This is a genomic window from Brucella sp. NBRC 12950, assembly GCF_030268145.1.
Classification (GTDB): Bacteria; Pseudomonadota; Alphaproteobacteria; order Rhizobiales; family Rhizobiaceae; genus Brucella.
Map to the genome: position 1 here is coordinate 166,645 of NZ_BSQC01000005.1, position 25,189 is coordinate 191,833.

A 25,189-nucleotide genomic window follows, 5' to 3' on the forward strand; every position below is an offset into this window, starting at 1 on the left:
TGTATTTAAGGTTTATGAAAAATAAACATGCAATCGCCGGCAGCATGGCCACCGGCGTTCAATGATCAACAATATGAGATCTATGCGGAGAACAGCTGACGCAGAATGCTAAAGCATCCACGGTTTAAACTGAACCATTGGAAATGCGCTCTATAGCTGCTTTTACAGCGGTTCCAGTTGAGAATGAACGTTGGAACCGCTGCAACTATTTGGCTTTATGTATTATCCGACGCATCGCAGCAGGAAAAGAAATCAGTCCGACGAACTGATTTCCATGCAGAGGCGCTTCGCACTTTTGCTGGAAATACTTTTAAACTTCCCTTTGGACATCAGACATCGACGACCTTGCCCTCTTTAAGGGTGACGCGACGATCCATACGACGAGCGAGCTCATGGTTATGGGTCGCGATCAGAGCTGCCAGTCCCGACTGCCGCACGAGCGCCTCAAGCGCCCCAAAGACGTAGGACGACGTGGTCGGGTCAAGGTTGCCTGTCGGTTCATCCGCCAGCAGAACCAGCGGTGCGTTAGCCACCGCACGCGCAATTGCAACACGTTGCTGCTCACCACCAGAAAGCTCGGCAGGACGATGCGACGCACGTTTGCCGATCTTCATATAGTCGAGCAACTGTTGCGCACGCACAGTTGCAGCCTTCGGTGGAAGGCCGCGGATCATCTGTGGCATCATCACATTTTCCAGAGCCGAAAACTCCGGCAGCAGGTGATGAAACTGATAAACAAAGCCTACATCGTTGCGACGAACAGCAGTTCGCTCGTCTTCCGACAGACCGCCACATGAACGGCCATCAAGAATGACGTCACCTGCATCCGGGCGCTCAAGCAGGCCGGCCGTGTGCAGCAAGGTCGACTTGCCAGCGCCAGACGGCGCAACAAGTGCAACCATCTCGCCGCGACGCAACGTAAAATTCGCGTCCTTCAGAATAACGAGTTCGCGATCAGCTTCCTTATAGGCACGGCTGACATTTTCCAGACGCAGAATGACTTCAGCCGCCATTATTCATACCTCAGGGCTTCGACCGGATCGAGCTTGGCTGCGCGCCATGCCGGCAAAATGGTGGCAATAAAAGAAAGGACCAAAGCCATTGCTATGACGGAGAATGTTTCACCAACATCCATCTTCGCAGGCAGCGTGCTCAGGAAATAAAGCTCCGGATTAAACAGGGTCGTGCCCGAAAGCCACGAGAAGAACTGCCGAATCCGTTCGACATTGAGACATACGACGACACCGAGAACCACGCCTGCAAGCGTACCCGTCACGCCAATCGCAGCACCCGTCATCAGGAATATCCGCATGACCGCGCCACGCGTTGCCCCCATGGTTCGAAGGATAGCGATGTCGCGCCCTTTATCCTTCACCAGCATGATAAGGCCGGAAATGATATTGAGTGCGGCCACAAGCACGATCAGCGTCAGGATCATGAACATGACGTTACGCTCAACCTGCAAGGCAGAGAAGAACGTCTGGTTGCGCTGACGCCAATCGACCATGGAGATTTGACGCGCTGCAACTTCCTCAACGGGTGCTCGCATGGCATCTACTTTATCGGGATTATCGACAAAGATTTCCAGCGACTGCACTTTGCCTTCCTGATTGAAGAAAAGCTGTGCTTCCGATAGCGGCATCATGACGATGGACGCGTCATATTCCGACATACCGATCTCAAAAATCGCGACAATCGGGTAGGCTTTGACGCGCGGGTTGACGCCAAATGGCGTCACATCGCCGTCGGGTGAGATAACGCGAAGCGTATCGCCAATGGAAAGGCCAAGATTTTCAGCCATACGTGTGCCAATGGCCACGCCGCCGCCCTGATCAAAGCCCTGCAAAGTGCCTTGCTTGATATTGTCAGAAACGAGCTTAAGCTTGGCTAGATCTTCCTCACGAAGACCACGAACCAGAGCACCAGTGCCTGCGCCGATATTGCCCTGCACCAAAGCCTGTCCTTCGACGACAGGAATAGCAAATTTCACACCGGAAATGCCGTCAATGCGGGTAATCAGGCTGGCATAATCATCAAGTGGCCGATCTATCGGCTGCATGATGAGATGTCCGTTGATGCCCAGAATTCTATTCAGAAGCTCAGCGCGGAAACCGTTCATCACCGCCATAACGATGATGAGTGTAGCGACGCCGAGCATGATGCCGGTGAACGAGAAACCGGCAATCACCGAAATAAACGTTTCGCGGCGGCGCGCTCGCAGATAGCGCCATGCGATCATCCGCTCAAAGGCTGAGAATGGGCCAGAAGAAGGTGCCTTATCAGACGCCTTCTGCTTACCATCAGATTTTGCTGCCGCCGCACTGCTCATGTTTAAGCCGTCAAAAGGTTGATTGCTGCTTCAACGGTGAGATTCTGACGCTCACCGGTCTTACGGTCCTTGACCTCGACTTCGCCAGCCGCAACGCCACGCGGACCGACGATAACCTGATAAGGCAAGCCGATCAGATCCATTGTCGCAAACTTGGAACCCGGACGGTTATCCGTGTCGTCGAGAAGCGGATCGATCCCAGCATTGGTGAATGCTTCATAGAGCTTTTCGCTCACGCCATCGCAGCCTTCATCGCCCGGCTTCATGTTGACAATGCCAACACCGAAAGGCGCAATCGCCTTTGGCCAGATGATGCCTGCTTCGTCGTGGGATGCTTCAATAGCAGCCGCCACCAGACGCGAAGGACCGATACCGTAAGAGCCCATCGAAACAAGGTGTTCCTTGCCATCTGGGCCCTGCACTTTTGCGCCCATTGGCTCGGAATACTTGGTGCCAAAATGGAAGATATGGCCGACTTCAATGCCACGCGCGGAAACCTGATCGTCGGCTTTCACCGCTGACCATTCCGCTTCATCATGCATTTCGTCAGTTGCCGCATAAGGCGTCGTCCAGCGAGTGACGATATCCGTCAGCTGTTCGTCATTTCGGAAATCTGTATCTGCGCCCGGAACGGCGAGATCGAGATAGGCTTTATCGCAATAAACCTGGCTTTCGCCGGTTTCAGCCAGAATGATGAATTCGTGGCTGAGATCACCACCGATCGGGCCGGTATCGGCACGCATCGGAATTGCCTGCAGACCGACGCGAGCAAAGGTGCGCAGATAAGAGACGAACATGCGGTAGTAAGCCATCTTCGCGCCCTCATAATCGAGGTCGAACGAATAGGCGTCTTTCATGAGGAACTCACGCGAGCGCATCACACCGAAACGTGGACGCACTTCGTCGCGGAACTTCCACTGAATGTGATAGAGGTTCAGTGGCAGATCCTTATAGGAACGCACATAGGAACGGAAAATATCCGTAACCATTTCTTCATTCGTCGGTCCGAAGAGCATTTCACGCTCCTGACGGTCCTGAATGCGCAGCATTTCTTTGCCGTATGCATCATAACGACCGCTTTCACGCCAAAGGTCGGCGGACTGGATCGTCGGCATAAGAATTTCATTCGCGCCAGCACGGTTCTGCTCTTCACGAATGATGTTGCAAACCTTGTTGAGCACTTTCAGACCAAGCGGGAGCCATGAATAAATGCCTGCCGACTGCTGACGGATCATACCCGCGCGCAGCATCAACCTATGAGAGACAATTTCTGCCTCTTTTGGGTTTTCCTTCAGAATGGGCAAAAAATACTGCGACAGACGCATCGTGACCACCGATCAAGAGAGAGATTGCCTGAGTATCAACTGAGTGCGTGTAGAATCAGGCAAAAATTAAGCAAACTTGCCGGTTTCATAACGGGTTATGCCGCTGTTGAAAACCCGCCCGCCACTGCTTTGCTGATATGGGTTTTTGCCATCCACAAACATCACCTAAACATGAAAGTAGATCGCAAGAAACTATACACAGCGAGATTTATATTCAATTTCAATACATTAATTAAACTGCACATCCTTCTGGGAAAAATTACGAACGAAATATGACATTGTGAAAGATTTTTGGTGACAAAAGCTGTGCAGTCCGCTATTTTTTTCATCAATAAGCCTAACAACGGAATTAACCGTTGGTTCACGCGGTCAAAGTCTTGGGAGGATGGATCCAGGCGCGATTACTCGCTGCCGCCAGTAAAATGGAAACGGGTCGAACGCGTATTCGACTAGCAAGGCGAAAGCCTTGCTTTTTTTTTGGCTTTACTTAACTCACAATAAAAAATGCCAACTCCCGCAGAATTAACCCATTGATAGTTTTATTATTTCTCTGACTGCAAAACGCAGTGTCGGGTGCTCTTTTTTATTGACTTGAACACCATGATATCGACAGCCGGTTTTCATCATAGAGCGAGTTTCTCTAAGCGCTAATTTTCTATCGATTCAAACAGTTATAAAGAATTGATGAGTTTTAGATTCATAGCCTGTAGGCAGCAACAGCCGCGAAAATGCCTAGCGTGAACCAAATGCCTAAAAAATAGGCATTTGGTTTTTTCATCTTACAAATTTCTGGAAATAGAGTGTCCGCTTTTACTTCAGATCGGGAAAGAAGTGCGGAATATCATCAAGCCCAAGACCCTGGACCTGCGTCATGTAATAATAGAGGCAGAAGATAGCGGTCGCGACAAAGGTCGTACGCAGAAAGGCGAGACCGATGCGTGGCTTTGCAGGAGCACTGGCAACGGTGCCCAATGTGACCTCTTTTTCTTCGGCCTGTGTGCGCAAACCAACGGGTAGAAGGGCAAACAATGTTATCCACCAGAAGATAAAATACATTGCGACGCCGGAAACGATGGTCATTTCATGCCTCCTCAAGCTCGATCAGTGTCCCATTGAAGTCCTTGGGATGCAAAAATAGTACGGGCTTTCCGTGCGCACCGATCTTTGGCTCGCCGTTACCGAGAATGCGTGCGCCTTCCGCTTTAAGATGGTCACGAGCGGCGATAATATCTGCAACTTCATAGCAAAGATGATGCATACCGCCGGAAGGGTTCTTTTCCAAGAAGCTTGCGATGGGCGATCCCTCGCCCAAAGGCTCAAGCAACTCGATCTTGGTATTGCCGACGTCAATGAAAACCACAGTCACACCTTGTTCGGGCAAAGCCTGTGGCGCTGTAACTTTCGCACCCAGCTGCGCGCTATAGAGCGCAGATGCGGTCTTTATATCCGGAACCGCGATTGCGACATGGTTCAGGCGTTCAAGCATCAGTGTCCTCCTCCCGAAAACTGAAGCCTACTTTATCCGGTTGATAAACACCGTCACTACCGGCTTTTTGCCCCATGCCTCATTTGTCGCAGCGCGAACAGCGCGGCGAACAGATTCGCGAACGACTTCCAGATCCTTGCGGCGGGCGCGCGGAATGCTGTCGATGGCTTCGATAGCGGAATCGAGCAGAATATCTTCCATCAGATCGCCCTGCGCATCTTCTTCCGGCAGACCGAAAGCCACGAGATCAGGCTCGTCCATGATCTTGAAATCGCGATCAAGCAGTACGGAAACAGCAACATGACCGACATAGGCAAGCTTGCGACGCTCAACCATACCGATTTCGTCTTCGTCACCGATCAGCTTGCCGTCCTTGTATATACGACCAATCGGGGCTTCATCGATGATTTCAGCCTTGCCGGGAGCAAGGCGCAGCATATCGCCGTCGCGCACCTGCGCAATCTCTTCGATGCCTTCCATTGCACCAAGCGAACCCTGAGCAACCAGATGCGCGGCTTCACCATGAACAGGCACAAGAATCTTCGGGCGCACCCATGAATACATGCGCTTCAACTCAGCTCTTCGCGGATGGCCTGAAACATGCACAAGCGCATCATCATCGCTGATCAGCTTGATACCTTGATCGATAAGCTTGTTCTTGATGTCTAGAATGGCCTTTTCATTGCCCGGAATTGGACGCGACGAGAAAATAACTGTATCGCCAGCCGAAAGCGCAATGCTGCGCATTTCATCGCGTGCCAGCTTCGCAAGCGCTGCACGCGGCTCGCCCTGACTGCCCGTCAGGATCATCACGACGTTTTCACGCGGGATATAGCCATAATCGTCTTCGCTGAGGAACTCAGGCAAGCCTTCCATATAGCCAAGTTCTGTTGCCACGGCGATTGTGCGTTTCATGGAACGACCAACCACCAGCACCTGACGACCCGCATCGCGTGCGGCTTCGGTGATCGAGCGGATACGACCGACATTGGATGAGAACGTCGTGATGGCGACGCGTCCGCGCGCATTTTCGATCAGTTCGCGCAGGCTTTCGCCAACCTGACGCTCGGATGGAGATTCCCCTTCGCGCATCGCATTGGTGGAGTCGCAGACAAGCGCCAGAACACCCTGATCACCAAGCGCACGGAAACGTGCTTCATCAATCAGCGGCCCCATTGAAGGGTCCGGATCCATCTTCCAGTCGCCGGTATGAACGACCGTGCCAAGTGGCGTGGTAATCGCCAGCGAAACAGGTTCAGGGATCGAGTGCGTAACTGCAATCGCTTCCAACTTGAACGGGCCGATTTCAAAGCTTTCACCCGCCTTGAAAATATTCATCGGGATTTCCGGCGCACCGAATTCAGACTGGCGCTTGGCTTCAAGCAGGCCAGCCGTGAATGGCGTTGCATGGACGGGCGTCTTCAGACGCGGCCAGAGATCGAGCAATGCGCCGTAGTGGTCTTCGTGCGCATGCGTGATGACGATGCCGCGCAGATTGTGCTTTTCAGCTTCGAGAAAACGAATGTCAGGGAGAATAAGGTCCGCGCCCGGATGTTCCGGTCCGGCAAAGCTTACGCCCATGTCAACCACGATCCATTCACGATTGTCTTCAGGACCAAAGCCATACATGGCGAGGTTCATGCCGATTTCGCCGACACCGCCGAGCGGCAGGAAGACAAATTGCGTCGATGGTGAGCGGGGCATAATGCCTCCCTGTTCTAACTTCGTTTTAGAGTGTCTTCTTAGCAAATTGATTCAGCTTAACACTCTAACTTTTTGATATAATGCGCATCCTGTTCCGGAAGAGAAAACAATTCTTCACCGAAGATGCTCTGATTATGCCTCTGTTGAACCGACTACCGATAGTTTTCAAGCCCGGAACGGCGCAAACTGAGGCCTATTGTGCACATACATTGCTTCAGGAAACGGCTTTAACAGATGCTGCCGTTCCAAAATAGACATCGCCAGCGGTCACAGGCACGCGTGTTCCATCGTCCTCACGGATGACCAGCCGACACTCCGAATCGATAGTTTCAAAAACGCCTTCAACAATCCGGCCATTGAGCTGCATAGCAACAGGCTGGCCGAGACCGTGCGCGCGCTTCAGCCAAAGTTCGCGAATATTGTTCAATCCCCGCCCCTGATCCCAGATGCGGTAATATTGGCACCATGCATCCGAAAGCGCCAGAAACAGCGTAGCGGCATCCGTATTGCCGCCCAATCCGTTGATCGAGGTTGCGGCGTAAGGCAAGCCCTCAGGCGCTGCAACGACATTCGTGCCCATGCCAATCGCTATTCCGAAACGTCCATCCGAGAGCATGGTTGATTCAAGCAGAATTCCGGAAAGCTTTGCGCCATCAACCAGCACATCATTCGGCCATTTGAGCGCGACATTGACGCGGGCAGCTACAGCTTCTGGCAAAACGGCGTCAACAGCATCCGCCAAAGCGAGACCTGCGACAAAACCGAGTGTGGCGGCAGTTTTGGGATCAAAACGATCAACGAGAAGCAGAGTTGCGGCAAGATTGCCTTCGGGCGCGGTCCACGTACGGCCACGACGCCCTCGTCCGCTCTCCTGTTTGGGAGAAACGAACCAGATGCGCCCAGCATCCCCGGCATTAGCCTGTGCAAGCGCCTCTGCATTGGTAGAACCAACGACCGGAAAAAACTCCAGTCGGTATTCGTCTGCTAAAGCCGCAGGTGCCAGCGTGAAACCCATGCCATCACCTGCGGCCTTATTCATTGTCATGCTCAGAAGAACGTCTTCGCTGCAGTTTCAGCCAAGCCGCCGAGCCAGCCACCGATCAGTCCATAGAACAGAACGAAAGCACCCGAAACGAGCAGTACCAGACGCAGCTCAATTGCTGCTGGAACGAAAGTCGTTGTTGGCTCATCGAACCACATGATCTTGATCATGCGCAGGTAGTAGAATGCACCAACAACCGAAGCGACGATACCGATGATTGCCAGCGGATAAAGACCCACTTCAACGGCCGCAACGAAGGTGTACCACTTACCGAAGAAGCCAGCGAGCGGCGGAATACCAGCAAGCGAGAACAGCATCATGGTCATGATGGTTGCCATCACCGGATTGGTGCGCGACAGACCAGCAAGATCTTCGATCTGCTCAACATTGCCGTCCTTGGTCCGCATGGACAGGATGAAGGCAAAGCTACCCAGCGTCATGACGAGATAGATCGCCATGTAAAGCGCAACACCCTTAACACCAACAACCGTACCGGCAGCCAGACCAACCAGAGCATAGCCCATGTGGCTGATCGACGAGTAGGCCATCAGGCGCTTGATGTTGCGCTGACCGATAGCGGCAAAAGCACCCAGCACCATCGAAGCAATCGCGACGAAAGTGATAACCTGCTGCCAGTCGTGGGTCACAGGAGCAAATGCGCCTTCAACAACACGAACGATCAGAGCCATCGCTGCCATCTTTGGAGCGGCTGCAAAGAATGCGGTTACAGGCGTTGGCGAACCTTCATAAACGTCCGGCGTCCACATATGGAATGGAACAGCGGAAATCTTGAAGCAGAGACCTGCCAGAATGAACACCAGACCGAAGACCAGACCAAGCTGACGCTCGCCGCCGCTGATAGCGGTTGCGATTTCGGCAAAGCCGATATGGCCGGTGTAACCGTAAACAAGGCTGATACCGTAGAGCAGCATACCCGACGAAAGCGCACCCAGTACGAAGTACTTGAGGCCAGCTTCGGTGGAGCGAACGCTGTCACGATTGAAGGCTGCAAGCACATAGAGTGCAAGCGACTGCAGTTCGAGACCCATATAAAGCGTCAGCATGTTCGATGCCGACACCATAATGAGCATGCCGAGCGTCGAAAGCACGATCAGCACTGGGAATTCGAACTTGTCGAACTTTTCTTCACGCGCAAAGCCAACGGACATAACGAGTGTCACGATGGAGCCGATCAGTGTCAGCGCCTTCATGAAACGTGCGAAGCCATCGCTTACAAAGCTGCCGCCGAAAGCAGTGCCGTTGTGCGGGAAGATCACGACAAGAGCCAGTGCTGCAATCAAAACAGCGACTGCAAGTCCATTGACGAGGGTTGAGGCGCGCTCTCCGGAGAACACGCCGATCATGAGCAATGCCAGTCCGCTCAGCGCGAGGAGAACCTCGGGAGCTGCGAGAGACAGGGAAGCAATCAGGTCGGTTTGCATCAAGCCTACGCCTTTACTTACTGCGCCAGCGTAGCGCTAGCGGCATTTGCCAGCGCTGCGTCGTAATTAGTAACCAGTGCATGCACGGCGCTTGCGGTCGCATCAAAGACCGGAACCGGATACACACCGAAGAAGATAGTGAGGATCACAAGCGGATACAGGATCAGCTTTTCACGCGGGCTGAGGTCGAGAAGGCCCTTGAGGCTTTCCTTGGTCAGCGCACCAAACACCACGTTGCGATAGAGCCACAGCGCATAGGCTGCCGACAGGATCACACCCGATGTCGCGAACAGTGCAACCCACGTATTGACGCGGAAGACACCGAACAGCGTGAGGAATTCACCCACAAAGCCCGAAGTACCCGGAAGACCCACATTCGCCATCGTCAGGATGAGGAAGGCAACCGCATATTTCGGCATGTTGTTGACGAGACCGCCAAAGGCCGAAATCTCACGGGTATGCATACGGTCATAGATGACGCCCACGCAAAGGAAGAGCGCGCCCGAAACAATACCATGCGAGAGCATCTGGAAGATTGCACCCTGCACGCCCTGCTCGTTGGCGGCGAAGATACCCATGGTCACATAGCCCATGTGCGCAACCGACGAGTAAGCAATCAGCTTCTTGATATCTTCCTGCACCAAAGCCACGAGCGAGGTGTAGACGATAGCAATTGCAGATAATGCAAAGACAAATGGTGCAAAATCGGCAGATGCAAGCGGGAACATCGGCAGCGAGAAGCGCAGGAAGCCGTAGCCGCCGAGCTTCAGAAGAATACCAGCCAAAATGACCGAGCCTGCCGTCGGCGCTTCAACGTGCGCATCAGGCAACCAGGTATGAACCGGCCACATTGGCATCTTGACCGCGAAGGATGCGAAGAACGCCAGCCACAGCCACGTCTGCATACCTGCCGGGAAGTCGTATTTCAGCAGTTCGACGATATTGAGTGTACCGGCCTGCCAGTACATTGCCATGATCGCGATCAGCATCAGCACGGAGCCGAGCAGTGTGTAGAGGAAGAACTTGAAGCTTGCATAAACGCGGCGCTTGCCACCCCAAACACCGATGATGATGAACATCGGGATAAGGCTTGCTTCAAAGAACACGTAGAACAGGAACAGGTCGAGCGCGCAGAACACGCCGATCATGAGCGTTTCCAGAATAAGGAAAGCGATCATGTATTCCTTGACGCGCTTGTCGATAGCCAACCAGCTTGCCAAGATGCAGAACGGCATGAGGAAAGCGGAGAGCACGACAAACAGCATGGAAATGCCGTCAACGCCCATGTGGTAGGAAATGCCACCACCGAGCCAGTCGATCTGTTCGACCATCTGGAAGCCTGGATTTGAATTATCAAATCCGGCCCAGATAACCAGCGATAGAATGAAGACGAAAACCGTGGTCAGCAGCGCAACATTCTTGATGTTGCGACGCGAGGCTTCGCTGTCATCCTTGATGAGAAGGATCAACAAGGCGCCGACGAGCGGCAGGAATGTGACCGTAGAAAGAATTGGCCAATCGGTCATCAGAAAGAGCTCCCGAGCATCATCCAGGTGACGAGCGCGGCGACGCCGATAAGCATCGCGAATGCGTAGTGATAAAGGTAACCCGACTGCATCTTCACAACGCGACCCGTAACATCAAGAACGCGTGCGGCGACACCATTAGGACCGTATCCGTCGATAATCTTGCCATCACCGACCTTCCAGAAGAAGCGGCCGAGGAAACGTGCAGGACGGACGAAGATAAAGTCATACAATTCGTCGAAGTACCACTTATTGAGAAGGAACTGGTACAGACCACGATGGCGTTCTGCGAGTGCCTTTGGAATGTGCGGCGCACGGATATAGAAAATCCAGGCCGTTACAAGACCGATCAGCATAGCGATGAACGGCGACAACTTAACCCACAGTGGAACATGGTGATAATGCTCCAGGATTTCGTTGCTTGGCAACGTGAAGAGCGCACCCTTCCAGAACTCGGCATATTCGTGACCGAAGAAGAATTCCTTGAACACGACACCTGCAAGCAGAGCGCCGACAGCGAGGATCAGCAACGGTACAAGCATCACCGGAGGCGATTCATGGACGTGATGCATGACTTCAGCGGAAGCGCGTGGCTTGCCATAGAAGGTCATGAAAATCAGGCGCCATGAGTAGAAGCTGGTGAACATTGCCGCGATCACGAGGAGCGTGAAAGCGTAACCTGATGCGATGCTGTGCGATGCGAAGACCGACTCGATGATGGCATCCTTCGAGAAGAAGCCAGCGGTACCGATGATCGTGCCTGGTACACCCAGACCCGTAATCGCAACAGTACCAATCATCATCATCCAGTAGGTGATCGGGATCAGCTTACGCAGACCACCCATGCGACGCATGTCCTGTTCTTCAGACACGGCATGGATGACCGAGCCTGCGCAAAGGAACAGAAGAGCCTTGAAGAAAGCGTGCGTGAACAGGTGGAATACAGCAGCACCGTAAGCGCCAACACCCAGAGCCGCAAACATGTAACCAAGCTGCGAACAGGTCGAGTAAGCGATAACGCGCTTGATGTCGTTCTGAACCAGAGCAACGGTTGCAGCAAAGAAAGCTGTCGTTGCACCGATGATCGTCACGATCAGCAGAGCAGTGTGCGAGAGTTCGAAGATCGGCGACAGGCGCGCAACCATGAACACACCCGCGGTCACCATCGTTGCCGCGTGAATAAGCGCGGACACAGGCGTCGGGCCTTCCATCGCGTCAGGAAGCCAGGTGTGCAGCAGGAACTGCGCGGACTTACCCATAGCACCCATGAAGAGCAGAAGGCAGACAACCGTCAGAGCGGTTTCCTTGTGCAGCTCATAGCCGAGGAAGTTAAGAACAACCGAACCGGCATCGCTTGCACCTTCAGCTGGCAGATAGGTCGCCGCGGCTGAGAAGATCGTGTTGTAATCAACCGACTGGAACAGTGCGAACAGACCGAAGATGCCGAGCAGGAAGCCGAAGTCACCAACGCGGTTGACCACGAATGCCTTCATTGCAGCAGCATTTGCCGATGGCTTCTGGAACCAGAAACCGATCAGAAGGTAGGATGCGAGACCAACGCCTTCCCAGCCGAAGAACATCTGGATCAGATTGTCCGAGGTTACCAGCATGAGCATGGCAAAGGTGAAGAGCGAAAGATAAGCAAAGAAGCGCGGACGATGTGGATCGTGGTGCATGTATCCGATCGAATAAATGTGCACCAGTGCCGACACCGAGTTGATCACGACGAGCATAACGCCAGTCAGCGTATCAACACGCAGAGCCCAATCAAACGACAGCGAACCGGACGTAACCCAGTGAAGAACAGGGATACGAATTGTTTCGGCATCGTGGCCAAGTGGGATCTTGAAGAACACGACCCATGACAGGATCGCGACGATCACCATCAGGCCGGAAGTGATGTATTCACTCGCTTTGGCTCCGATCTTGTTGCCGAACAGGCCAGCAACAAGAAAGCCGATAAGCGGAAGGAAGACGATCGCGTAGTAGAGCATTTGCCCGTCAACCTTTCATAACATTGACGTCTTCCACCGCGATGGAGCCGCGATTACGGAAGAAAACAACGAGGATTGCCAGACCGATAGCTGCTTCAGCAGCCGCAACAGTCAGAACGAAGAGCGCGAAAACCTGTCCGACCATATCGCCAAGCACAGAAGAAAACGCCACGAAATTGAGATTGACCGAGAGAAGGATCAATTCGACAGACATCAGGATAACAATGACGTTCTTACGGTTTAAGAAGATACCGAAAACGCCAAGGGTGAACAGGATGGCCGAAACGGTCAGATAATGAGAAATACCGATTTCCATATTCTTATCCTCAGATGCCCTTGCCCGGTTCGACCTTCTTGATCTCGATCGCCGTCTCAGGCGTACGAGCGACCTGATCCGGGATCGACTGGCGCTTAACATTCGGCTTGTGCCGCAGCGTCAGAACGATCGCGCCGATCATGGCTACGAGAAGGACCAATCCTGCAATCTGGAAGTGGAAGACGAAGTCGGTGTAAAGAATATCACCGAGGGCTGCGGTGTTGGTGCGTTCAGCAAGATCAGGGATCGGAACTGCGCCCTGCCCCAGCTTAGGCGTGAACATCGAACCCGCAAAAACAACAATCAGCTCGCCCAACAGAATGAGACCGACCAGAGCGCCAACCGGCGCATATTGCAGCGCACCGCGCTTCAATTCGGAGAAGTCAACATCCAGCATCATGACGACGAAGAGGAAGAGAACCGCCACAGCACCGACATAAACGACGAGCAGGATCATGGCGAGGAACTCGGCCCCCGTCAGCAGGAACAGCGCCGCTGCATTGAAGAAAGCGAGGATCAGAAACAGCACCGAATGCACGGGGTTGCGTGCCGCAATCACCATGAACGCGCTTGCGATCATGATAAAGGCGAACAGATAGAAGAACGCTGCCGCAATACCTGTCAGCATGGGGATCCCCCAACACCTTTCCGTGGACAAAGCCTGATTGCTTCATCCGCTTTAGTCTTTGTTTGCCGCGAATAATCGCGAAACTTAAATTCCAGCAACAAGACGGGCCGCCCCTTCTTGTTGCCGCTTTTCAAACCGGATGCCGAAACAAGGTTTCAGCAAAACCAATCAGCGATATGGCGCATCCATCGCGATGTTGCGCGCAATTTCGCGTTCCCAGCGATCGCCATTGGCAAGGAGCTTGTCCTTGTCATAATAGAGCTCTTCGCGGGTTTCGGTCGCAAACTCGAAGTTCGGACCTTCAACGATTGCATCCACCGGGCAAGCTTCCTGACAGAAGCCACAATAGATGCACTTCACCATATCGATGTCGTAACGCACCGTGCGGCGCGTGCCGTCATTGCGGCGCGGACCAGCTTCAATGGTGATAGCCTGCGCCGGGCAGATCGCTTCGCAGAGCTTGCAGGCAATGCAGCGTTCTTCGCCGTTGGGATAACGGCGCAGCGCGTGCTCGCCACGGAAACGTGGCGAAACGGGACCTTTTTCATGCGGGTAGTTCAGTGTCGCCTTGGGCGCAAAGAACTGACGCATGGAGAGGAAGAAAGCACCGACGAACTCCTTGAGAAGGAGGGATTTCGCGGCTTGTGCGAATGAAGCCATTTGTCTTTCTCCTTACACCAGATCGAAGACTTTGATGACGGTCGCGGTCAGAACAACCATTGCCAGCGAAATCGGCAGGAACACTTTCCAACCCAGACGCATCAGCTGGTCGTAACGGTAACGCGGTACGAAAGCCTTCACCATGGCGAACATGAAGAAGCAGAAGCAGAGCTTGAGCATGAACCAGATGATGCCCGGAACCCAGTTGAGGAACCATACGTCAACCGGAGGCAACCAGCCGCCAAGGAAGAGTGTGGTCATCAGGGCGCACATCAGCGTGATCGCCACATACTCGCCGAGGAAGAACAGAAGGAACGGCGTGGACGAATATTCGATCATGTGACCGGCCACGAGTTCAGATTCAGCTTCGACAAGATCGAATGGCGGACGGTTCGTTTCAGCAAGCGCCGAAATGAAGAAGATCACGAACATTGGAAACAGTACCAGCCAGTTCCAGTCGAGGAACGAAGCAGGCAGGCCGAGCGATGTGCCGAGACCCGTATTCTGCGACAGCACGATATCCGTCAGGTTGAGCGAGCCAACCGTCAGAAGAACCGTGACAATCACGAAACCGATCGACACTTCATAAGAGACCATCTGTGCTGCCGAACGAAGTGCGCCGAGGAACGGGTACTTCGAGTTCGAGGCCCAGCCGCCCATGATCACGCCGTAAACTTCAAGCGAAGAAATGGCGAAGATATAGAGAATGCCGACATTAATATTAGCAATCGCCCAGCCTTCATTGACCGGGATGACTGCCCAGGTTGCCATTGCCAGAACCGCTGAAACAAACGGTGCAAGAAGGAACACGCCCTTGTTTGCGCCCGAAGGAATGATTGGTTCCTTGAAGACAAACTTCAAAAGATCGGCGAATGCCTGAAAGAGACCCCATGGACCAACAACGTTTGGTCCACGGCGAAGCTGAACAGCTGCCCAGATCTTACGATCCGCATAAAGCAGGTAAGCCACGACGATCAGCAATACGACAAGCAGAACGACCGACTTCAGCGCCATGATTAGCGCGGGCAAGACGTAAGCTGCAAAAATTCCGTCCATTATTCCGTCTCTCTCTCGCTTACTCAGCTGCCTGTTGGAAGCTGCCGGCCGCAAGCGCCGAGCACTCGGCCATGACAGCGGAAGCACGCGCGATTGGGTTCGTCAGGTAGAAATCCTTGACCGGCGAAACGAACGCAGCGCCGCCGGAAAGGTTGGCTGCCTTTGCAGCCAGCGCGACGATGTCGTCAGCCGAAGCAGGCGTAATAGTGTCGATCGCCATCATATGCGGGAAGTCTGCATAGAGCTTGGCGCGAAGCTGTGCGAGGCTGTCAAATGGCAGACGCTTGCCGAGCGTGTCGGAAAGAGCGCGCAGGATTGCCCAATCTTCCTTCGCCTCGCCCGGTGCGAAACCAGCACGGTTGCCGAGCTGTACGCGACCTTCAGTGTTGAGCCATGTACCCGACTTTTCGGTATAAGCTGCACCTGGGAGGATAACGTCAGCGGCATGTGCACCGGCATCGCCATGCGTACCGATATAAACAACAAAGCTCGAACCCTTGGTCGTCATGTCGAGTTCGTCTGCACCGAGCATGAACACAACATCGAGATTGCCCAACATATCGCGGGCAGCCTTGCCGCCCTCACCCGGAACAATGCCGAGATCAAGAGCACCGACGCGGGAAGCAGCAGTGTGAAGAACCGAGAAACCGTTCCACTCACCGTTGATTGCACCAACATCCTGAGCAAGCTTTGCAGCGGATGCGAGAACTGCTGCACCATTTTCGCCGGTGAGCGCGCCCTGACCAATGATGATCAATGGACGTTCAGCCTTTGCCAGCACGTCGCGGAATGCGTTCTTGCCCGAAGCAACTGCTGCGAGTGTGTCTGCGCCTGCACCCAGATATTCGTAATCGTAACGCAGTTCGGCCTGTTCGCCGATCAGAGCGATCGGGAAATGGCCCATGCGCTGACGCTTGCGAATACGAGCGTTCAGAACAGCTGCTTCAACGCGTGGGTTGGAGCCGATGATCAGAAGAGCGTCAGCATTTTCAATGCCTTCGATCGTTGTGTTAAAGAGATAGCTTGAACGACCCAAAGCTGGATCAAGTGCTACGCCATCCTGACGGCTATCGATATTCTTCGAGCCGAGCGATGCAATGAGGCTTTTCAGAGCATAGAGTTCTTCAACCGAAGCCAGATCGCCAGCGACTGCACCGATCTTGTCAGCGGAAGTAGCGGAAACCTTGGCAGCGATTGCTGCGAAAGCTTCTGGCCACGATGCTGCAACCAGACGACCATCCTTGCGAACATATGGGCGATCAAGGCGCTGGGTGCGCAGACCATCCCAGATGAAGCGGGTCTTGTCGGAAATCCACTCTTCGTTCACCGCTTCATTGACGCGCGGCATGATGCGCATCACTTCACGGCCACGGGTATCAACGCGGATGTTCGAACCGACCGCATCCATCACGTCGATGGTTTCAGTCTTGTTCAGTTCCCACGGACGAGCCTGGAATTCATATGGACGCGAAGTCAGAGCACCAACCGGGCAAAGGTCGATAACATTGCCCTGCAGTTCCGAGGTCATTGCGCGTTCAAGATAGGTGGTGATTTCAGCATCTTCACCACGACCGATAAGGCCGAGCTCGGAAATGCCAGCCACTTCAGTCGTGAAACGAACGCAGCGCGTGCAGTGAATGCAACGCGTCATCACCGTCTTGACGAGTGGACCAATATACTTGTTCTCAACAGCACGCTTGTTTTCGCGATAGCGCGAGCCATCGGTACCAAATGCCATTGCCTGATCCTGCAGATCGCACTCACCTGCCTGATCGCAGATCGGGCAATCGAGCGGATGGTTGATGAGCAGGAATTCCATCACGCCTTCGCGGGCCTTCTTGACCATAGGCGTGTTGGTGAAAATTTCAGGTGCTTCGCCGTTCGGGCCAGGACGCAGATCGCGAACACCCATAGCGCAGGATGCTGCCGGCTTTGGCGGTCCACCCTTCACTTCAACAAGGCACATGCGGCAGTTTCCAGCGATAGAAAGCCGTTCGTGGAAACAAAAACGCGGGACTTCAGCCCCCGCGGCTTCGGCAGCCTGAAGGAGCGTATAGTGATCGGGTACTTCGATCTCTGTGCCGTCAACCTTAATATTTGCCATCGCTTATCCAAACCTGCGGCTCTTGCCGCATCTTCCAGATGTCAAACTCTAAAGTCCGCCCTTCCCGGGCGGACATACAACGTATTCTTCCGCTTACTCAGCCGCTTCGAGGCGGATGTTGCGGCTCTGAACAGCGTTGCGTGTATAATCGTCAATGCGCTTTTCAATTTCCGGACGGAAATTGCGGATCAAGCCCTGAATAGGCCATGCAGCAGCATCACCAAGCGCGCAGATCGTGTGACCTTCAATCTGCTTGGTTACGTCGAGAAGCATGTCGATTTCGCGCTTCTGCGCGTTACCCTTGACCATGCGTTCCATGACGCGCCACATCCAGCCCGTGCCTTCACGGCAAGGCGTGCACTGGCCGCAGCTTTCATGCTTGAAGAAAGCTGAAAGACGGGCAATTGCCTTAATCACGTCAGTGGACTTGTCCATGACGATCACGCCGCCGGTGCCGAACGAAGATTTCTTTTCGCGCATACCGTCAAAGTCCATGATGGCATCCATCATGTCTTCGCCCTTGATAATCGGGCAGGAAGCACCGCCAGGAATAACGCCGAGCAGATTGTCCCAGCCACCACGGATACCGCCAGCGTGCTTTTCGATCAGCTCGCGGAAAGTAATGCCGAGGCTTTCTTCAACGGTGCAAGGCGTGTTCACATGACCAGAAATCTGGAACAGCTTGGTACCGACGTTGTTCGGACGGCCAATCGACGAGAACCATGCACCGCCGCGACGCAAGATTGTCGGAGCAACAGCAATCGATTCAACGTTGTTAACAGTCGTTGGGCAACCATAAAGGCCCATGTTCGCAGGGAACGGAGGCTTCAGACGTGGCTGGCCCTTCTTGCCTTCAAGGCTTTCGAGAAGAGCTGTTTCTTCACCGCAGATATAAGCGCCGGCGCCGTGATGGAGGAAAATATCCATATCCCAGCCGCACTTATTGTTCTTGCCCAGAAGGCCAGCGTCATAGCACTCATCAATCGCTGCCTGCAGCGCTTCACGCTCACGCATGAATTCGCCGCGCAGATAAATGTAAGCGGTATGGGCGCTCATGGCACAACCGGCGATCACGCAGCCTTCGATCAGCGTATGCGGATCGTGGCGCAGAATTTCGCGGTCCTTACAAGTGCCTGGCTCTGATTCATCGGCATTCACGACGAGGTAATGCGGACGATCCGTCACTTCCTTCGGCATAAATGACCATTTGAGGCCAGTCGGGAAGCCTGCGCCACCACGTCCACGAAGGTTCGAAGCCTTCATTTCGTTGATGATCCAGTCGCGGCCCTTTTCGATGAAGCCCTTGGTGTTATCCCAATGGCCACGCGACATAGCGCCTTTCAGCGACTGGTCTTTAAAGCCATAAATATTGGTGAAGATGCGATCTTTATCAGCCAGCATGTCTCACCTGCTTCCGTCTTTGGTTGCGGCTTCAGCTTCCGCCTTTGCCTTTGCTTCGGCTTCCGCCTTGGCTTTGGCAACTGCGGCATCCGATGCCTTACGGGTTTCCAGACCAACTTTTCTGTAGTCCAGATCTTCGGTCAAAGCCGTCAGTCCGCCCATAGGCTCAGACGTGATGCGGCCATCCTGTGGACCTGGCTTAACAGTGTCGCCCTTGCCTGCTTCGAACGTATCGATGATTTCAGCCAGGCGTTCTGGCGTCAGATCTTCATAAGCGTCCTTGAAGATCATGACCATCGGTGCATTGACGCAAGCGCCCTGGCATTCGACTTCTTCCCACGACAGCGTGCCTTCGGCATTAAGCTCGAAAGGATCGTGGTGGATTTTATGACGGCAAACATCCATCAGGGCTTCCGAACCACGCAACATGCATGGCGTGGTGCCGCAAACCTGAATGTGCGCGCGAGTGCCAACTGGCTTGAGCTGGAACTGCGTATAGAAAGTCGCAACTTCAAGAACGCGGATCAGCGGCATATCGAGCATGTCAGCGACATGTTCGATAGCGGCTTTCGTGACCCAGCCATCCTGTTCCTGCGCACGCATGAGCAGCGGAATAACAGCCGACTGCTGACGGCCTTCCGGATATTTTGCGATCGTCTTGTGCGCCCATGCCTGGTTATCCGCGTTAAAAGCGAAACCAGCCGGCTGGACGGCATCATCTGCGAGACGGCGAACGGACATCAGCGGTCAACCTCACCAAACACGATATCGAGCGAGCCAAGAATTGCCGACACGTCAGCCAACATGTGGCCGCGGCACAGGAAATCCATAGCCTGAAGATGGGCAAAGCCCGGAGCGCGCAGCTTGCAGCGGTAAGGCTTGTTGGAGCCATCCGATACGAGGAAGACGCCAAATTCACCCTTTGGTGCTTCAACTGCTGCGTAAACTTCACCGGCAGGCACATGGTAGCCTTCCGTGTAAAGCTTGAAGTGATGGATGAGCGCTTCCATCGAGCGCTTCATCTCGCCGCGCTTCGGCGGCACGATCTTGTTGTCGGTGTTCGAAACAGGACCGACGCGTTCCTTACCAAGCAGAAGATCTACGCACTGACGCATAATGCGAGCCGACTGGCGCATTTCTTCCATACGGATCAGGTAACGGTCATAGCAGTCACCGTTCTTGCCGATAGGAATATCGAATTCCATTTCGTTGTAGCATTCATAAGGCTGCGACTTGCGCAGATCCCATGCTGCACCCGAACCGCGAACCATGACGCCCGAGAAGCCCCATGCCCATGCATCTTCGAGCGAAACAACGCCAATATCGACGTTACGCTGCTTGAAAATGCGGTTTGGCGTAATCAGATCATCGAGGTTCGTAAGCGTCGTCGACAAAAATGGATCAATCCATTTGCCGATATCCTCGATTAGCTGATCAGGCAGATCCTGATGCACGCCACCTGGACGGAAGTAAGCTGCGTGCATACGGGCGCCACAAGCGCGCTCGTAGAACACCATCAGCTTTTCACGCTCTTCGAAGCCCCAGAGCGGCGGCGTCAGTGCGCCGACGTCCATGGCCTGCGTGGTCACGTTCAGAATGTGGTTCAGGATACGGCCGATTTCCGAAAAGAGAACGCGGATCAGCTGGCCACGCTTCGGCACTGTGATGCCGAGCAGACGCTCAACAGCCAAAGCATAGGCGTGTTCCTGGTTCATCGGCGCCACGTAATCGAGGCGGTCGAGGTAAGGAAGTGCCTGAAGATAGGTCTTCGTTTCCATCAGCTTTTCAGTGCCGCGATGCAGCAGACCGATATGCGGATCGACGCGTTCCACGACTTCGCCGTCGAGTTCAAGAACAAGACGCAAAACGCCGTGCGCAGCAGGATGCTGCGGACCGAAGTTGATATTAAAGTTGCGGACCTGAGTCTCAGCCATGTTCAGCTTCCTGTCGCTCAGTTCGTCTTGGCTTTCTCATCGCCCGGCAGGACGTAATCCGTCCCTTCCCATGGCGAGAGAAAATCAAAATTGCGGAATTCCTGTCGCAGCATGACAGGCTCATAAACGACGCGCTTTGCTTCATCGCTATAGCGAACTTCAACAAAACCAGTCGTTGGGAAGTCCTTGCGCAGCGGATGACCTTCAAAACCGTAATCGGTCAGAATGCGACGCAGATCCGGGTGGCCAGAAAACAGAACGCCATACATGTCGTATGTTTCACGTTCAAACCACTCAGCACCGACGTAAACGCCGACAGCTGAAGGGACCAGCGTATCTTCATCAGCCTTAACCTTCACACGAATGCGGAGGTTCTGGCGTGGAGACATGAGCTGATAGACAACATCGAAGCGCTGAACGCGCTGCGGATAGTCTACGCCGGAAATATCCGTCAGGTTCACGAACTGGCACTGCACGTCATCGCGCAGAAACGTCAGAACGCTGATCAGGCTCGTAACCGGAACATTAAGAGTAAGCTCGCCATAGGCCAGCTTCGCCTCTTCGATCGCATCGCCGAGACGTTCTTTGATATAGCCGGAAAGTTCACCAAGAGCTTCTTCGCTCATATCTCTAACTTCCTCTTTTAGATTTCGACCCATCCGTGGGAAAACGGATCGAACTCTAATAAACCCTCTTGCACCAACGGGACTGCGAAAGCCCTGTTAACGCTCGATCGTACCTGTACGACGTATTTTCTTCTGCAGCATCAGAATGCCGTAGAGCAGAGCCTCCGCCGTTGGCGGGCAGCCTGGAACATAAATATCGACCGGAACAACGCGGTCGCAGCCACGCACTACAGAATAAGAGTAGTGGTAATAGCCGCCGCCGTTGGCGCATGAACCCATCGAAATGACGTAACGTGGCTCAGGCATCTGGTCGTAGACCTTGCGGAGAGCCGGAGCCATCTTGTTGGTCAGCGTACCTGCAACGATCATAACATCGGACTGGCGTGGAGATGCGCGCGGCGCGATACCGAAACGCTCGGCGTCATAGCGCGGCATGGAAATGTGCATCATTTCCACAGCGCAACATGCGAGACCGAAGGTCATCCACATCAGCGAGCCAGTACGTGCCCAGGTGATCAGAGCGTCAGCAGATGTGACGATGAAGCCCTTGTCAGACAGTTCGCTGTTCAGATCGTTGAAAAACGCATCGTCGGAGCCAACAGGCTTGCCCGTGCGAGGGTCAAGAATACCCTTTGGCTGCGGAGCAATGAGCGTCGAACCCGACGACTGATTTGTGCCGGTCAATCCCATTCCAGCGCTCCCTTCTTCCATTCATAGATGAAGCCGATGGTCAGAACACCAAGGAACAACATCATCGACAGGAAACCAAACCAGCCGATTGCACCGAAGGACACTGCCCACGGGAACAGGAAGGCGACTTCGAGATCGAAGATGATAAAGAGAATCGACACCAGATAGAAACGGATGTCGAATTTCATACGGGCGTCATCAAAGGCATTGAAGCCGCACTCGTAAGCTGAAAGCTTTTCCGGGTCGGGCTGTCTGTACGCGACTAGAAACGGCGCAACCAGTAGGGCTACACCGATTACCATTGCGATGCCGAGAAAGATGACAATCGGCAAATAGGAACTTAAAAGCTCGTTCATGATCCTTATCCGGCTTGAATACGAGGCTGCGCCGCCTGTCATAAGCTTTTTGAAGCTTACCACCATGCGACACATTGCATCTATTGCGACCTCGTCGCCTCAAGCAGCTTCAAAAGGCATGCCGTGCGAACTTAGTTCATTTCGCGGGGACGGTTAGCGCAGCATGCGCGCAAGCGCAAGCCCTCCAACGCGATCAGGCGGGTATAGTCCGGTCAAGATGCTTAATAAGAGGCAACATCAAGCCCATATATGCCACCCTATTTTCGTATAGCACGAAAACATCATAATTTCGTGAGTATTTAGAGACAAACCGTCTTTCGCCATTTTGAGGCGAATAGAATCAATCGATTTAGATGCGAGCGACAAAACTGACGGCGGATTTTCAATCAAGTTCGCACCTGTCATTCACCGCAAGTGCCTCCGATTCATTTCTATTGCTCACATTCATTGCGAAGCGCAAACCGGGATGCGATTCACTCGCTTGCTTTCGAATACGGAATAAATTGAGGCGCAGCTTCGCTTCAGGAAAGTCGCTGAGCACTCTTTATATATAGAGAGTGAAAATCACACTTATATATAAAGTGCAAAACAGCCCCCTCCTCACTTCTGCCGACCTGTCGCTACCGGCGGAAAATTCTCATCGTCATGACCACGATTCTTGAAATGAATTAGCGCCAGCGATTCAATGAGTGGTTTCGCGTGCCTTCAGCAATCAGCCACTATTTTTTAGAATTGCCCCTCAGGATCGTAGCGCTTTCGCATTGGCATAAGAATCAAATGCTGACGAAACTGCAGGTACGCACACCTCATCGCTTCGGCATCAAAGTCTGGGCTTAATAAAAGGAGAGAGATTTGAGCACATATCTGCTCACAAGTGGCGACGTTCTGGTCATTCTGGCCGGGATTTTGTCTGTCGCCTATCTCTCCTGGAAGCGTAAAGCGAAATAGCCCGACCCTGACAATATGAATAATGACGCTAATTCGCTTGCGCGGCTAAGCACGCGGCGAAGTAAGGCTCTCGATCAGGCGTGACTGAGCATAAGATTTGAATGTTTCATCATGGGGAATAAAAACGCGAGATGCGCCATTTTCTTCAAGATTTTATGATTGAATTCTTGAATGAAAATGGCGCGAGTGACGGGGCTCGAACCCGCGACCTCCGGCGTGACAGGCCGGCACTCTAACCAACTGAGCTACACCCGCGCATTTCATTTTCAGCCGTTTGGCTGGGTAGTCACCGGCGTTTCCGTTCGGTGTGAGCGGTCGTTTAAGGGGTTCTCTCACGAGTGTCAAGCGAGTGGTCTGAAGAAAAAAGAAGAAATTCGATTTTATTTTAAAAGCCCCCATTTTGCGGGCTTTCTTATAGGGGAGCTTTTATCCACATCTCTGCATGTATCTCCCGAACGCATTCAAATTAAATGGAAAATAGAATCGCGTTGCATGTTCAAGTGCATGAATCAGGCTCTCACAAGCAGTTCTTATAAGAGCGCCGATTTGAGTTATCCCCAGCGGGCCTATCGATTTTAGCCGGAGAACTAAAAAAATGCATTTTTCTAATTTTTCCGCTTGCACTCTCCAAACGAACAGCCTAAACGGCTCTCACAGCGGCTGACAAGTCAGTCGGGCGATTAGCTCAGTTGGTAGAGCGCTTCGTTTACACCGAAGATGTCGGGAGTTCGAGTCTCTCATCGCCCACCATATTTTCCAATCACTTAGATCGAAAATATGAAGTTTACTTTAGGTTCAATAAACCTCGCCTGGCCCTGTAGACCAACAATCCTCTAAATAGTTTTTCTCTCAAAAGTCGTCGAGTGTGCGTTCTGCCCTTCGCCGGTAGTTTGCGTGCTATTCTTCGTTAAGAATGTGCATATGCGCGGACAATCCAAGCAAACATGCTCGTAGCATCAACGTCGGTAGATGAGCTGATCGATCTTCGCGCTTGAAGTACTGTGCGCGTATTCAATCGAATTTTACGCAACAAAAAAGGCCGGGGCAAAAATGCACCGACCTTCCTGATCATCAATGTCTACCAGTGCCAGTACATCCGTGGTCAAAAGCTCTAATTGATGAAGGCTATTGCGAGCGACAGACGCGTTCCAGCGCTCATCAGCAAAGCCGATAAACAGACATATAAGAGAGCATTGTGTTCAAAGAAAGTCCGCTTGCTGAAAAATCACATTCTTTGATCGCGCTTCAATAAAGCGCCTACTCCAAGGCACGCGATAATCAGCAACCCGCCGATTCCATAAGCCAGAACATCGAGCCAATCCGGCGTTGCCCCCAGAATGATCCGCAGCGCTCGGTTGCTGATTTCACTACCGAATACTTTGGACAGATATTGCCCGGCCTCAACCGCCACGCCTACAAAAAATGCCGCCAGAGCCAACAAAACTCGGTTTCCGTCAAGCACCGTACGGAATGCAAAATAGACGAAGATTACAGCAATAACATCGCCTAAGAAGCTTCTTATCCAGCCAAGGCCAGCGCCTGCGGTCGCCAACAGCAAAAGACCAAAGAAGATCATGATAGTGATGACCAGCGCCGATTTCGAAAATTTGAACTGCACCAAA

At 53.2% G+C, this 25,189-nt stretch carries 22 protein-coding genes and 2 tRNA genes; 1 reads left to right on the forward strand and 23 read right to left on the reverse strand.

Annotated features, from left to right (window positions below):
- Positions 1-329: 329 nt before the first annotated feature.
- The 22 genes from QSJ70_RS10315 to QSJ70_RS10420 all read right to left on the reverse strand — a co-directional run bounded on the left by QSJ70_RS10315 (position 330) and on the right by QSJ70_RS10420 (position 23,822).
- Positions 330-1,013 carry an ABC transporter ATP-binding protein gene (locus QSJ70_RS10315; protein ID WP_007874573.1) on the reverse strand — a complete coding sequence of 228 codons (684 nt, stop codon included), beginning with the start codon at positions 1,011-1,013 and terminating at the stop codon, positions 330-332.
- Positions 1,013-2,329 (reverse strand): lipoprotein-releasing ABC transporter permease subunit, encoded by a 1,317-nt coding sequence (locus QSJ70_RS10320; RefSeq protein ID WP_007874571.1) that lies wholly within the window; start codon positions 2,327-2,329, stop codon positions 1,013-1,015. Before QSJ70_RS10320 ends, QSJ70_RS10315 begins: the two co-directional genes overlap by 1 nt.
- A 2-nt stretch (positions 2,330-2,331) precedes the next feature.
- On the reverse strand, positions 2,332-3,654 hold the full coding sequence (proS, locus tag QSJ70_RS10325) for a proline--tRNA ligase (protein WP_079211767.1): 1,323 nt from the start codon (positions 3,652-3,654) through the stop codon (positions 2,332-2,334).
- 810 nt (positions 3,655-4,464) lie between these two features.
- Positions 4,465-4,734, reverse strand: a complete 270-nt coding sequence (locus QSJ70_RS10330; protein WP_285536166.1) for a DUF1467 family protein — start codon at positions 4,732-4,734, stop codon at positions 4,465-4,467.
- A gap of 1 nt (position 4,735) precedes the next feature.
- Positions 4,736-5,140: a methylmalonyl-CoA epimerase gene (gene mce / locus QSJ70_RS10335; protein ID WP_285536168.1), complete on the reverse strand. Its 405-nt coding sequence runs from the start codon at positions 5,138-5,140 to the stop codon at positions 4,736-4,738.
- A 27-nt stretch (positions 5,141-5,167) separates the two neighbouring features.
- Positions 5,168-6,844 (reverse strand): ribonuclease J, encoded by a 1,677-nt coding sequence (locus QSJ70_RS10340; RefSeq protein ID WP_285536169.1) that lies wholly within the window; start codon positions 6,842-6,844, stop codon positions 5,168-5,170.
- A gap of 214 nt (positions 6,845-7,058) precedes the next feature.
- On the reverse strand, positions 7,059-7,859 hold the full coding sequence (locus QSJ70_RS10345) for a biotin--[acetyl-CoA-carboxylase] ligase (RefSeq protein WP_285536446.1): 801 nt from the start codon (positions 7,857-7,859) through the stop codon (positions 7,059-7,061).
- Positions 7,860-7,891: 32 nt separating this feature from the next.
- Positions 7,892-9,328 (reverse strand): NADH-quinone oxidoreductase subunit NuoN, encoded by a 1,437-nt coding sequence (gene nuoN, locus QSJ70_RS10350; RefSeq protein ID WP_200635300.1) that lies wholly within the window; start codon positions 9,326-9,328, stop codon positions 7,892-7,894.
- Positions 9,329-9,345: 17 nt separating this feature from the next.
- On the reverse strand, positions 9,346-10,854 hold the full coding sequence (locus tag QSJ70_RS10355) for an NADH-quinone oxidoreductase subunit M (RefSeq protein WP_007874554.1): 1,509 nt from the start codon (positions 10,852-10,854) through the stop codon (positions 9,346-9,348).
- Complete coding sequence (nuoL, locus tag QSJ70_RS10360; RefSeq protein WP_194778810.1) at positions 10,854-12,848, reverse strand: NADH-quinone oxidoreductase subunit L; 1,995 nt, start codon at positions 12,846-12,848, stop codon at positions 10,854-10,856. Before nuoL ends, QSJ70_RS10355 begins: the two co-directional genes overlap by 1 nt.
- Positions 12,849-12,855: 7 nt before the next feature.
- The gene (gene nuoK / locus QSJ70_RS10365; RefSeq protein ID WP_007874552.1) at positions 12,856-13,164 is read right to left on the reverse strand and encodes an NADH-quinone oxidoreductase subunit NuoK; all 309 of its coding nucleotides are present in this window, start codon (positions 13,162-13,164) and stop codon (positions 12,856-12,858) included.
- 10 nt (positions 13,165-13,174) lie between these two features.
- A complete protein-coding gene (locus tag QSJ70_RS10370) occupies positions 13,175-13,792 on the reverse strand; it encodes an NADH-quinone oxidoreductase subunit J (RefSeq protein ID WP_007874551.1) in 618 nt (205 codons plus the stop codon).
- Between the two features lie 168 nt (positions 13,793-13,960).
- Positions 13,961-14,452, reverse strand: coding sequence for an NADH-quinone oxidoreductase subunit NuoI (gene nuoI, locus QSJ70_RS10375; protein WP_007874549.1), 492 nt, complete (start codon positions 14,450-14,452; stop codon positions 13,961-13,963).
- A 12-nt stretch (positions 14,453-14,464) separates the two neighbouring features.
- Positions 14,465-15,508, reverse strand: coding sequence for an NADH-quinone oxidoreductase subunit NuoH (gene nuoH / locus QSJ70_RS10380; protein WP_007874545.1), 1,044 nt, complete (start codon positions 15,506-15,508; stop codon positions 14,465-14,467).
- Positions 15,509-15,527: 19 nt separating this feature from the next.
- On the reverse strand, positions 15,528-17,612 hold the full coding sequence (nuoG, locus tag QSJ70_RS10385; RefSeq protein WP_285536193.1) for an NADH-quinone oxidoreductase subunit NuoG: 2,085 nt from the start codon (positions 17,610-17,612) through the stop codon (positions 15,528-15,530).
- 93 nt (positions 17,613-17,705) lie between these two features.
- A complete protein-coding gene (nuoF, locus tag QSJ70_RS10390; protein WP_007874542.1) occupies positions 17,706-19,013 on the reverse strand; it encodes an NADH-quinone oxidoreductase subunit NuoF in 1,308 nt (435 codons plus the stop codon).
- A gap of 3 nt (positions 19,014-19,016) precedes the next feature.
- On the reverse strand, positions 19,017-19,754 hold the full coding sequence (gene nuoE, locus QSJ70_RS10395) for an NADH-quinone oxidoreductase subunit NuoE (RefSeq protein ID WP_064320470.1): 738 nt from the start codon (positions 19,752-19,754) through the stop codon (positions 19,017-19,019).
- On the reverse strand, positions 19,754-20,947 hold the full coding sequence (locus tag QSJ70_RS10400; RefSeq protein WP_007874540.1) for an NADH-quinone oxidoreductase subunit D: 1,194 nt from the start codon (positions 20,945-20,947) through the stop codon (positions 19,754-19,756). Before QSJ70_RS10400 ends, nuoE begins: the two co-directional genes overlap by 1 nt.
- A gap of 17 nt (positions 20,948-20,964) precedes the next feature.
- Positions 20,965-21,573, reverse strand: coding sequence for an NADH-quinone oxidoreductase subunit C (locus QSJ70_RS10405; protein ID WP_064320469.1), 609 nt, complete (start codon positions 21,571-21,573; stop codon positions 20,965-20,967).
- Positions 21,574-21,669: 96 nt separating this feature from the next.
- Positions 21,670-22,263, reverse strand: coding sequence for a NuoB/complex I 20 kDa subunit family protein (locus QSJ70_RS10410; protein ID WP_007874538.1), 594 nt, complete (start codon positions 22,261-22,263; stop codon positions 21,670-21,672).
- Positions 22,254-22,619: an NADH-quinone oxidoreductase subunit A gene (locus QSJ70_RS10415; RefSeq protein WP_007874537.1), complete on the reverse strand. Its 366-nt coding sequence runs from the start codon at positions 22,617-22,619 to the stop codon at positions 22,254-22,256. The genes QSJ70_RS10410 and QSJ70_RS10415 overlap by 10 nt, the downstream gene beginning before the upstream one ends.
- Positions 22,620-23,745: 1,126 nt before the next feature.
- A tRNA-Asp gene (locus QSJ70_RS10420) sits at positions 23,746-23,822 on the reverse strand.
- A gap of 419 nt (positions 23,823-24,241) precedes the next feature.
- On the opposite strand from QSJ70_RS10420, the gene QSJ70_RS10425 reads away from it, so the two are divergent.
- A tRNA-Val gene (locus QSJ70_RS10425) sits at positions 24,242-24,317 on the forward strand.
- 475 nt (positions 24,318-24,792) lie between these two features.
- On the opposite strand, the gene QSJ70_RS10430 is transcribed toward QSJ70_RS10425, so the two are convergent.
- Positions 24,793-25,185 carry a ribosomal maturation YjgA family protein gene (locus QSJ70_RS10430; protein WP_285536196.1) on the reverse strand — a complete coding sequence of 131 codons (393 nt, stop codon included), beginning with the start codon at positions 25,183-25,185 and terminating at the stop codon, positions 24,793-24,795.
- Positions 25,186-25,189 lie beyond the last annotated feature (4 nt).

Excerpts from the sequence above, each read along its gene's own strand:
- QSJ70_RS10315 (WP_007874573.1), bottom strand. The coding sequence starts at position 1,013 with ATGGCGGCTGAAGTCATTCTGCGTCTGGAAAATGTCAGCCGTGCCTAT.
- QSJ70_RS10320 (WP_007874571.1), bottom strand. The coding sequence starts at position 2,329 with ATGAGCAGTGCGGCGGCAGCAAAATCTGATGGTAAGCAGAAGGCGTCT.
- proS (WP_079211767.1), bottom strand. The coding sequence starts at position 3,654 with ATGCGTCTGTCGCAGTATTTTTTGCCCATTCTGAAGGAAAACCCAAAA.
- QSJ70_RS10330 (WP_285536166.1), bottom strand. The coding sequence starts at position 4,734 with ATGACCATCGTTTCCGGCGTCGCAATGTATTTTATCTTCTGGTGGATA.
- mce (WP_285536168.1), bottom strand. The coding sequence starts at position 5,140 with ATGCTTGAACGCCTGAACCATGTCGCAATCGCGGTTCCGGATATAAAG.
- QSJ70_RS10340 (WP_285536169.1), bottom strand. The coding sequence starts at position 6,844 with ATGCCCCGCTCACCATCGACGCAATTTGTCTTCCTGCCGCTCGGCGGT.
- QSJ70_RS10345 (WP_285536446.1), bottom strand. The coding sequence starts at position 7,859 with ATGGGTTTCACGCTGGCACCTGCGGCTTTAGCAGACGAATACCGACTG.
- nuoN (WP_200635300.1), bottom strand. The coding sequence starts at position 9,328 with ATGCAAACCGACCTGATTGCTTCCCTGTCTCTCGCAGCTCCCGAGGTT.
- QSJ70_RS10355 (WP_007874554.1), bottom strand. The coding sequence starts at position 10,854 with ATGACCGATTGGCCAATTCTTTCTACGGTCACATTCCTGCCGCTCGTC.
- nuoL (WP_194778810.1), bottom strand. The coding sequence starts at position 12,848 with ATGCTCTACTACGCGATCGTCTTCCTTCCGCTTATCGGCTTTCTTGTT.
- nuoK (WP_007874552.1), bottom strand. The coding sequence starts at position 13,164 with ATGGAAATCGGTATTTCTCATTATCTGACCGTTTCGGCCATCCTGTTC.
- QSJ70_RS10370 (WP_007874551.1), bottom strand. The coding sequence starts at position 13,792 with ATGCTGACAGGTATTGCGGCAGCGTTCTTCTATCTGTTCGCCTTTATC.
- nuoI (WP_007874549.1), bottom strand. The coding sequence starts at position 14,452 with ATGGCTTCATTCGCACAAGCCGCGAAATCCCTCCTTCTCAAGGAGTTC.
- nuoH (WP_007874545.1), bottom strand. The coding sequence starts at position 15,508 with ATGGACGGAATTTTTGCAGCTTACGTCTTGCCCGCGCTAATCATGGCG.
- nuoG (WP_285536193.1), bottom strand. The coding sequence starts at position 17,612 with ATGGCAAATATTAAGGTTGACGGCACAGAGATCGAAGTACCCGATCAC.
- nuoF (WP_007874542.1), bottom strand. The coding sequence starts at position 19,013 with ATGCTGGCTGATAAAGATCGCATCTTCACCAATATTTATGGCTTTAAA.
- nuoE (WP_064320470.1), bottom strand. The coding sequence starts at position 19,754 with ATGTCCGTTCGCCGTCTCGCAGATGATGCCGTCCAGCCGGCTGGTTTC.
- QSJ70_RS10400 (WP_007874540.1), bottom strand. The coding sequence starts at position 20,947 with ATGGCTGAGACTCAGGTCCGCAACTTTAATATCAACTTCGGTCCGCAG.
- QSJ70_RS10405 (WP_064320469.1), bottom strand. The coding sequence starts at position 21,573 with ATGAGCGAAGAAGCTCTTGGTGAACTTTCCGGCTATATCAAAGAACGT.
- QSJ70_RS10410 (WP_007874538.1), bottom strand. The coding sequence starts at position 22,263 with ATGGGATTGACCGGCACAAATCAGTCGTCGGGTTCGACGCTCATTGCT.
- QSJ70_RS10415 (WP_007874537.1), bottom strand. The coding sequence starts at position 22,619 with ATGAACGAGCTTTTAAGTTCCTATTTGCCGATTGTCATCTTTCTCGGC.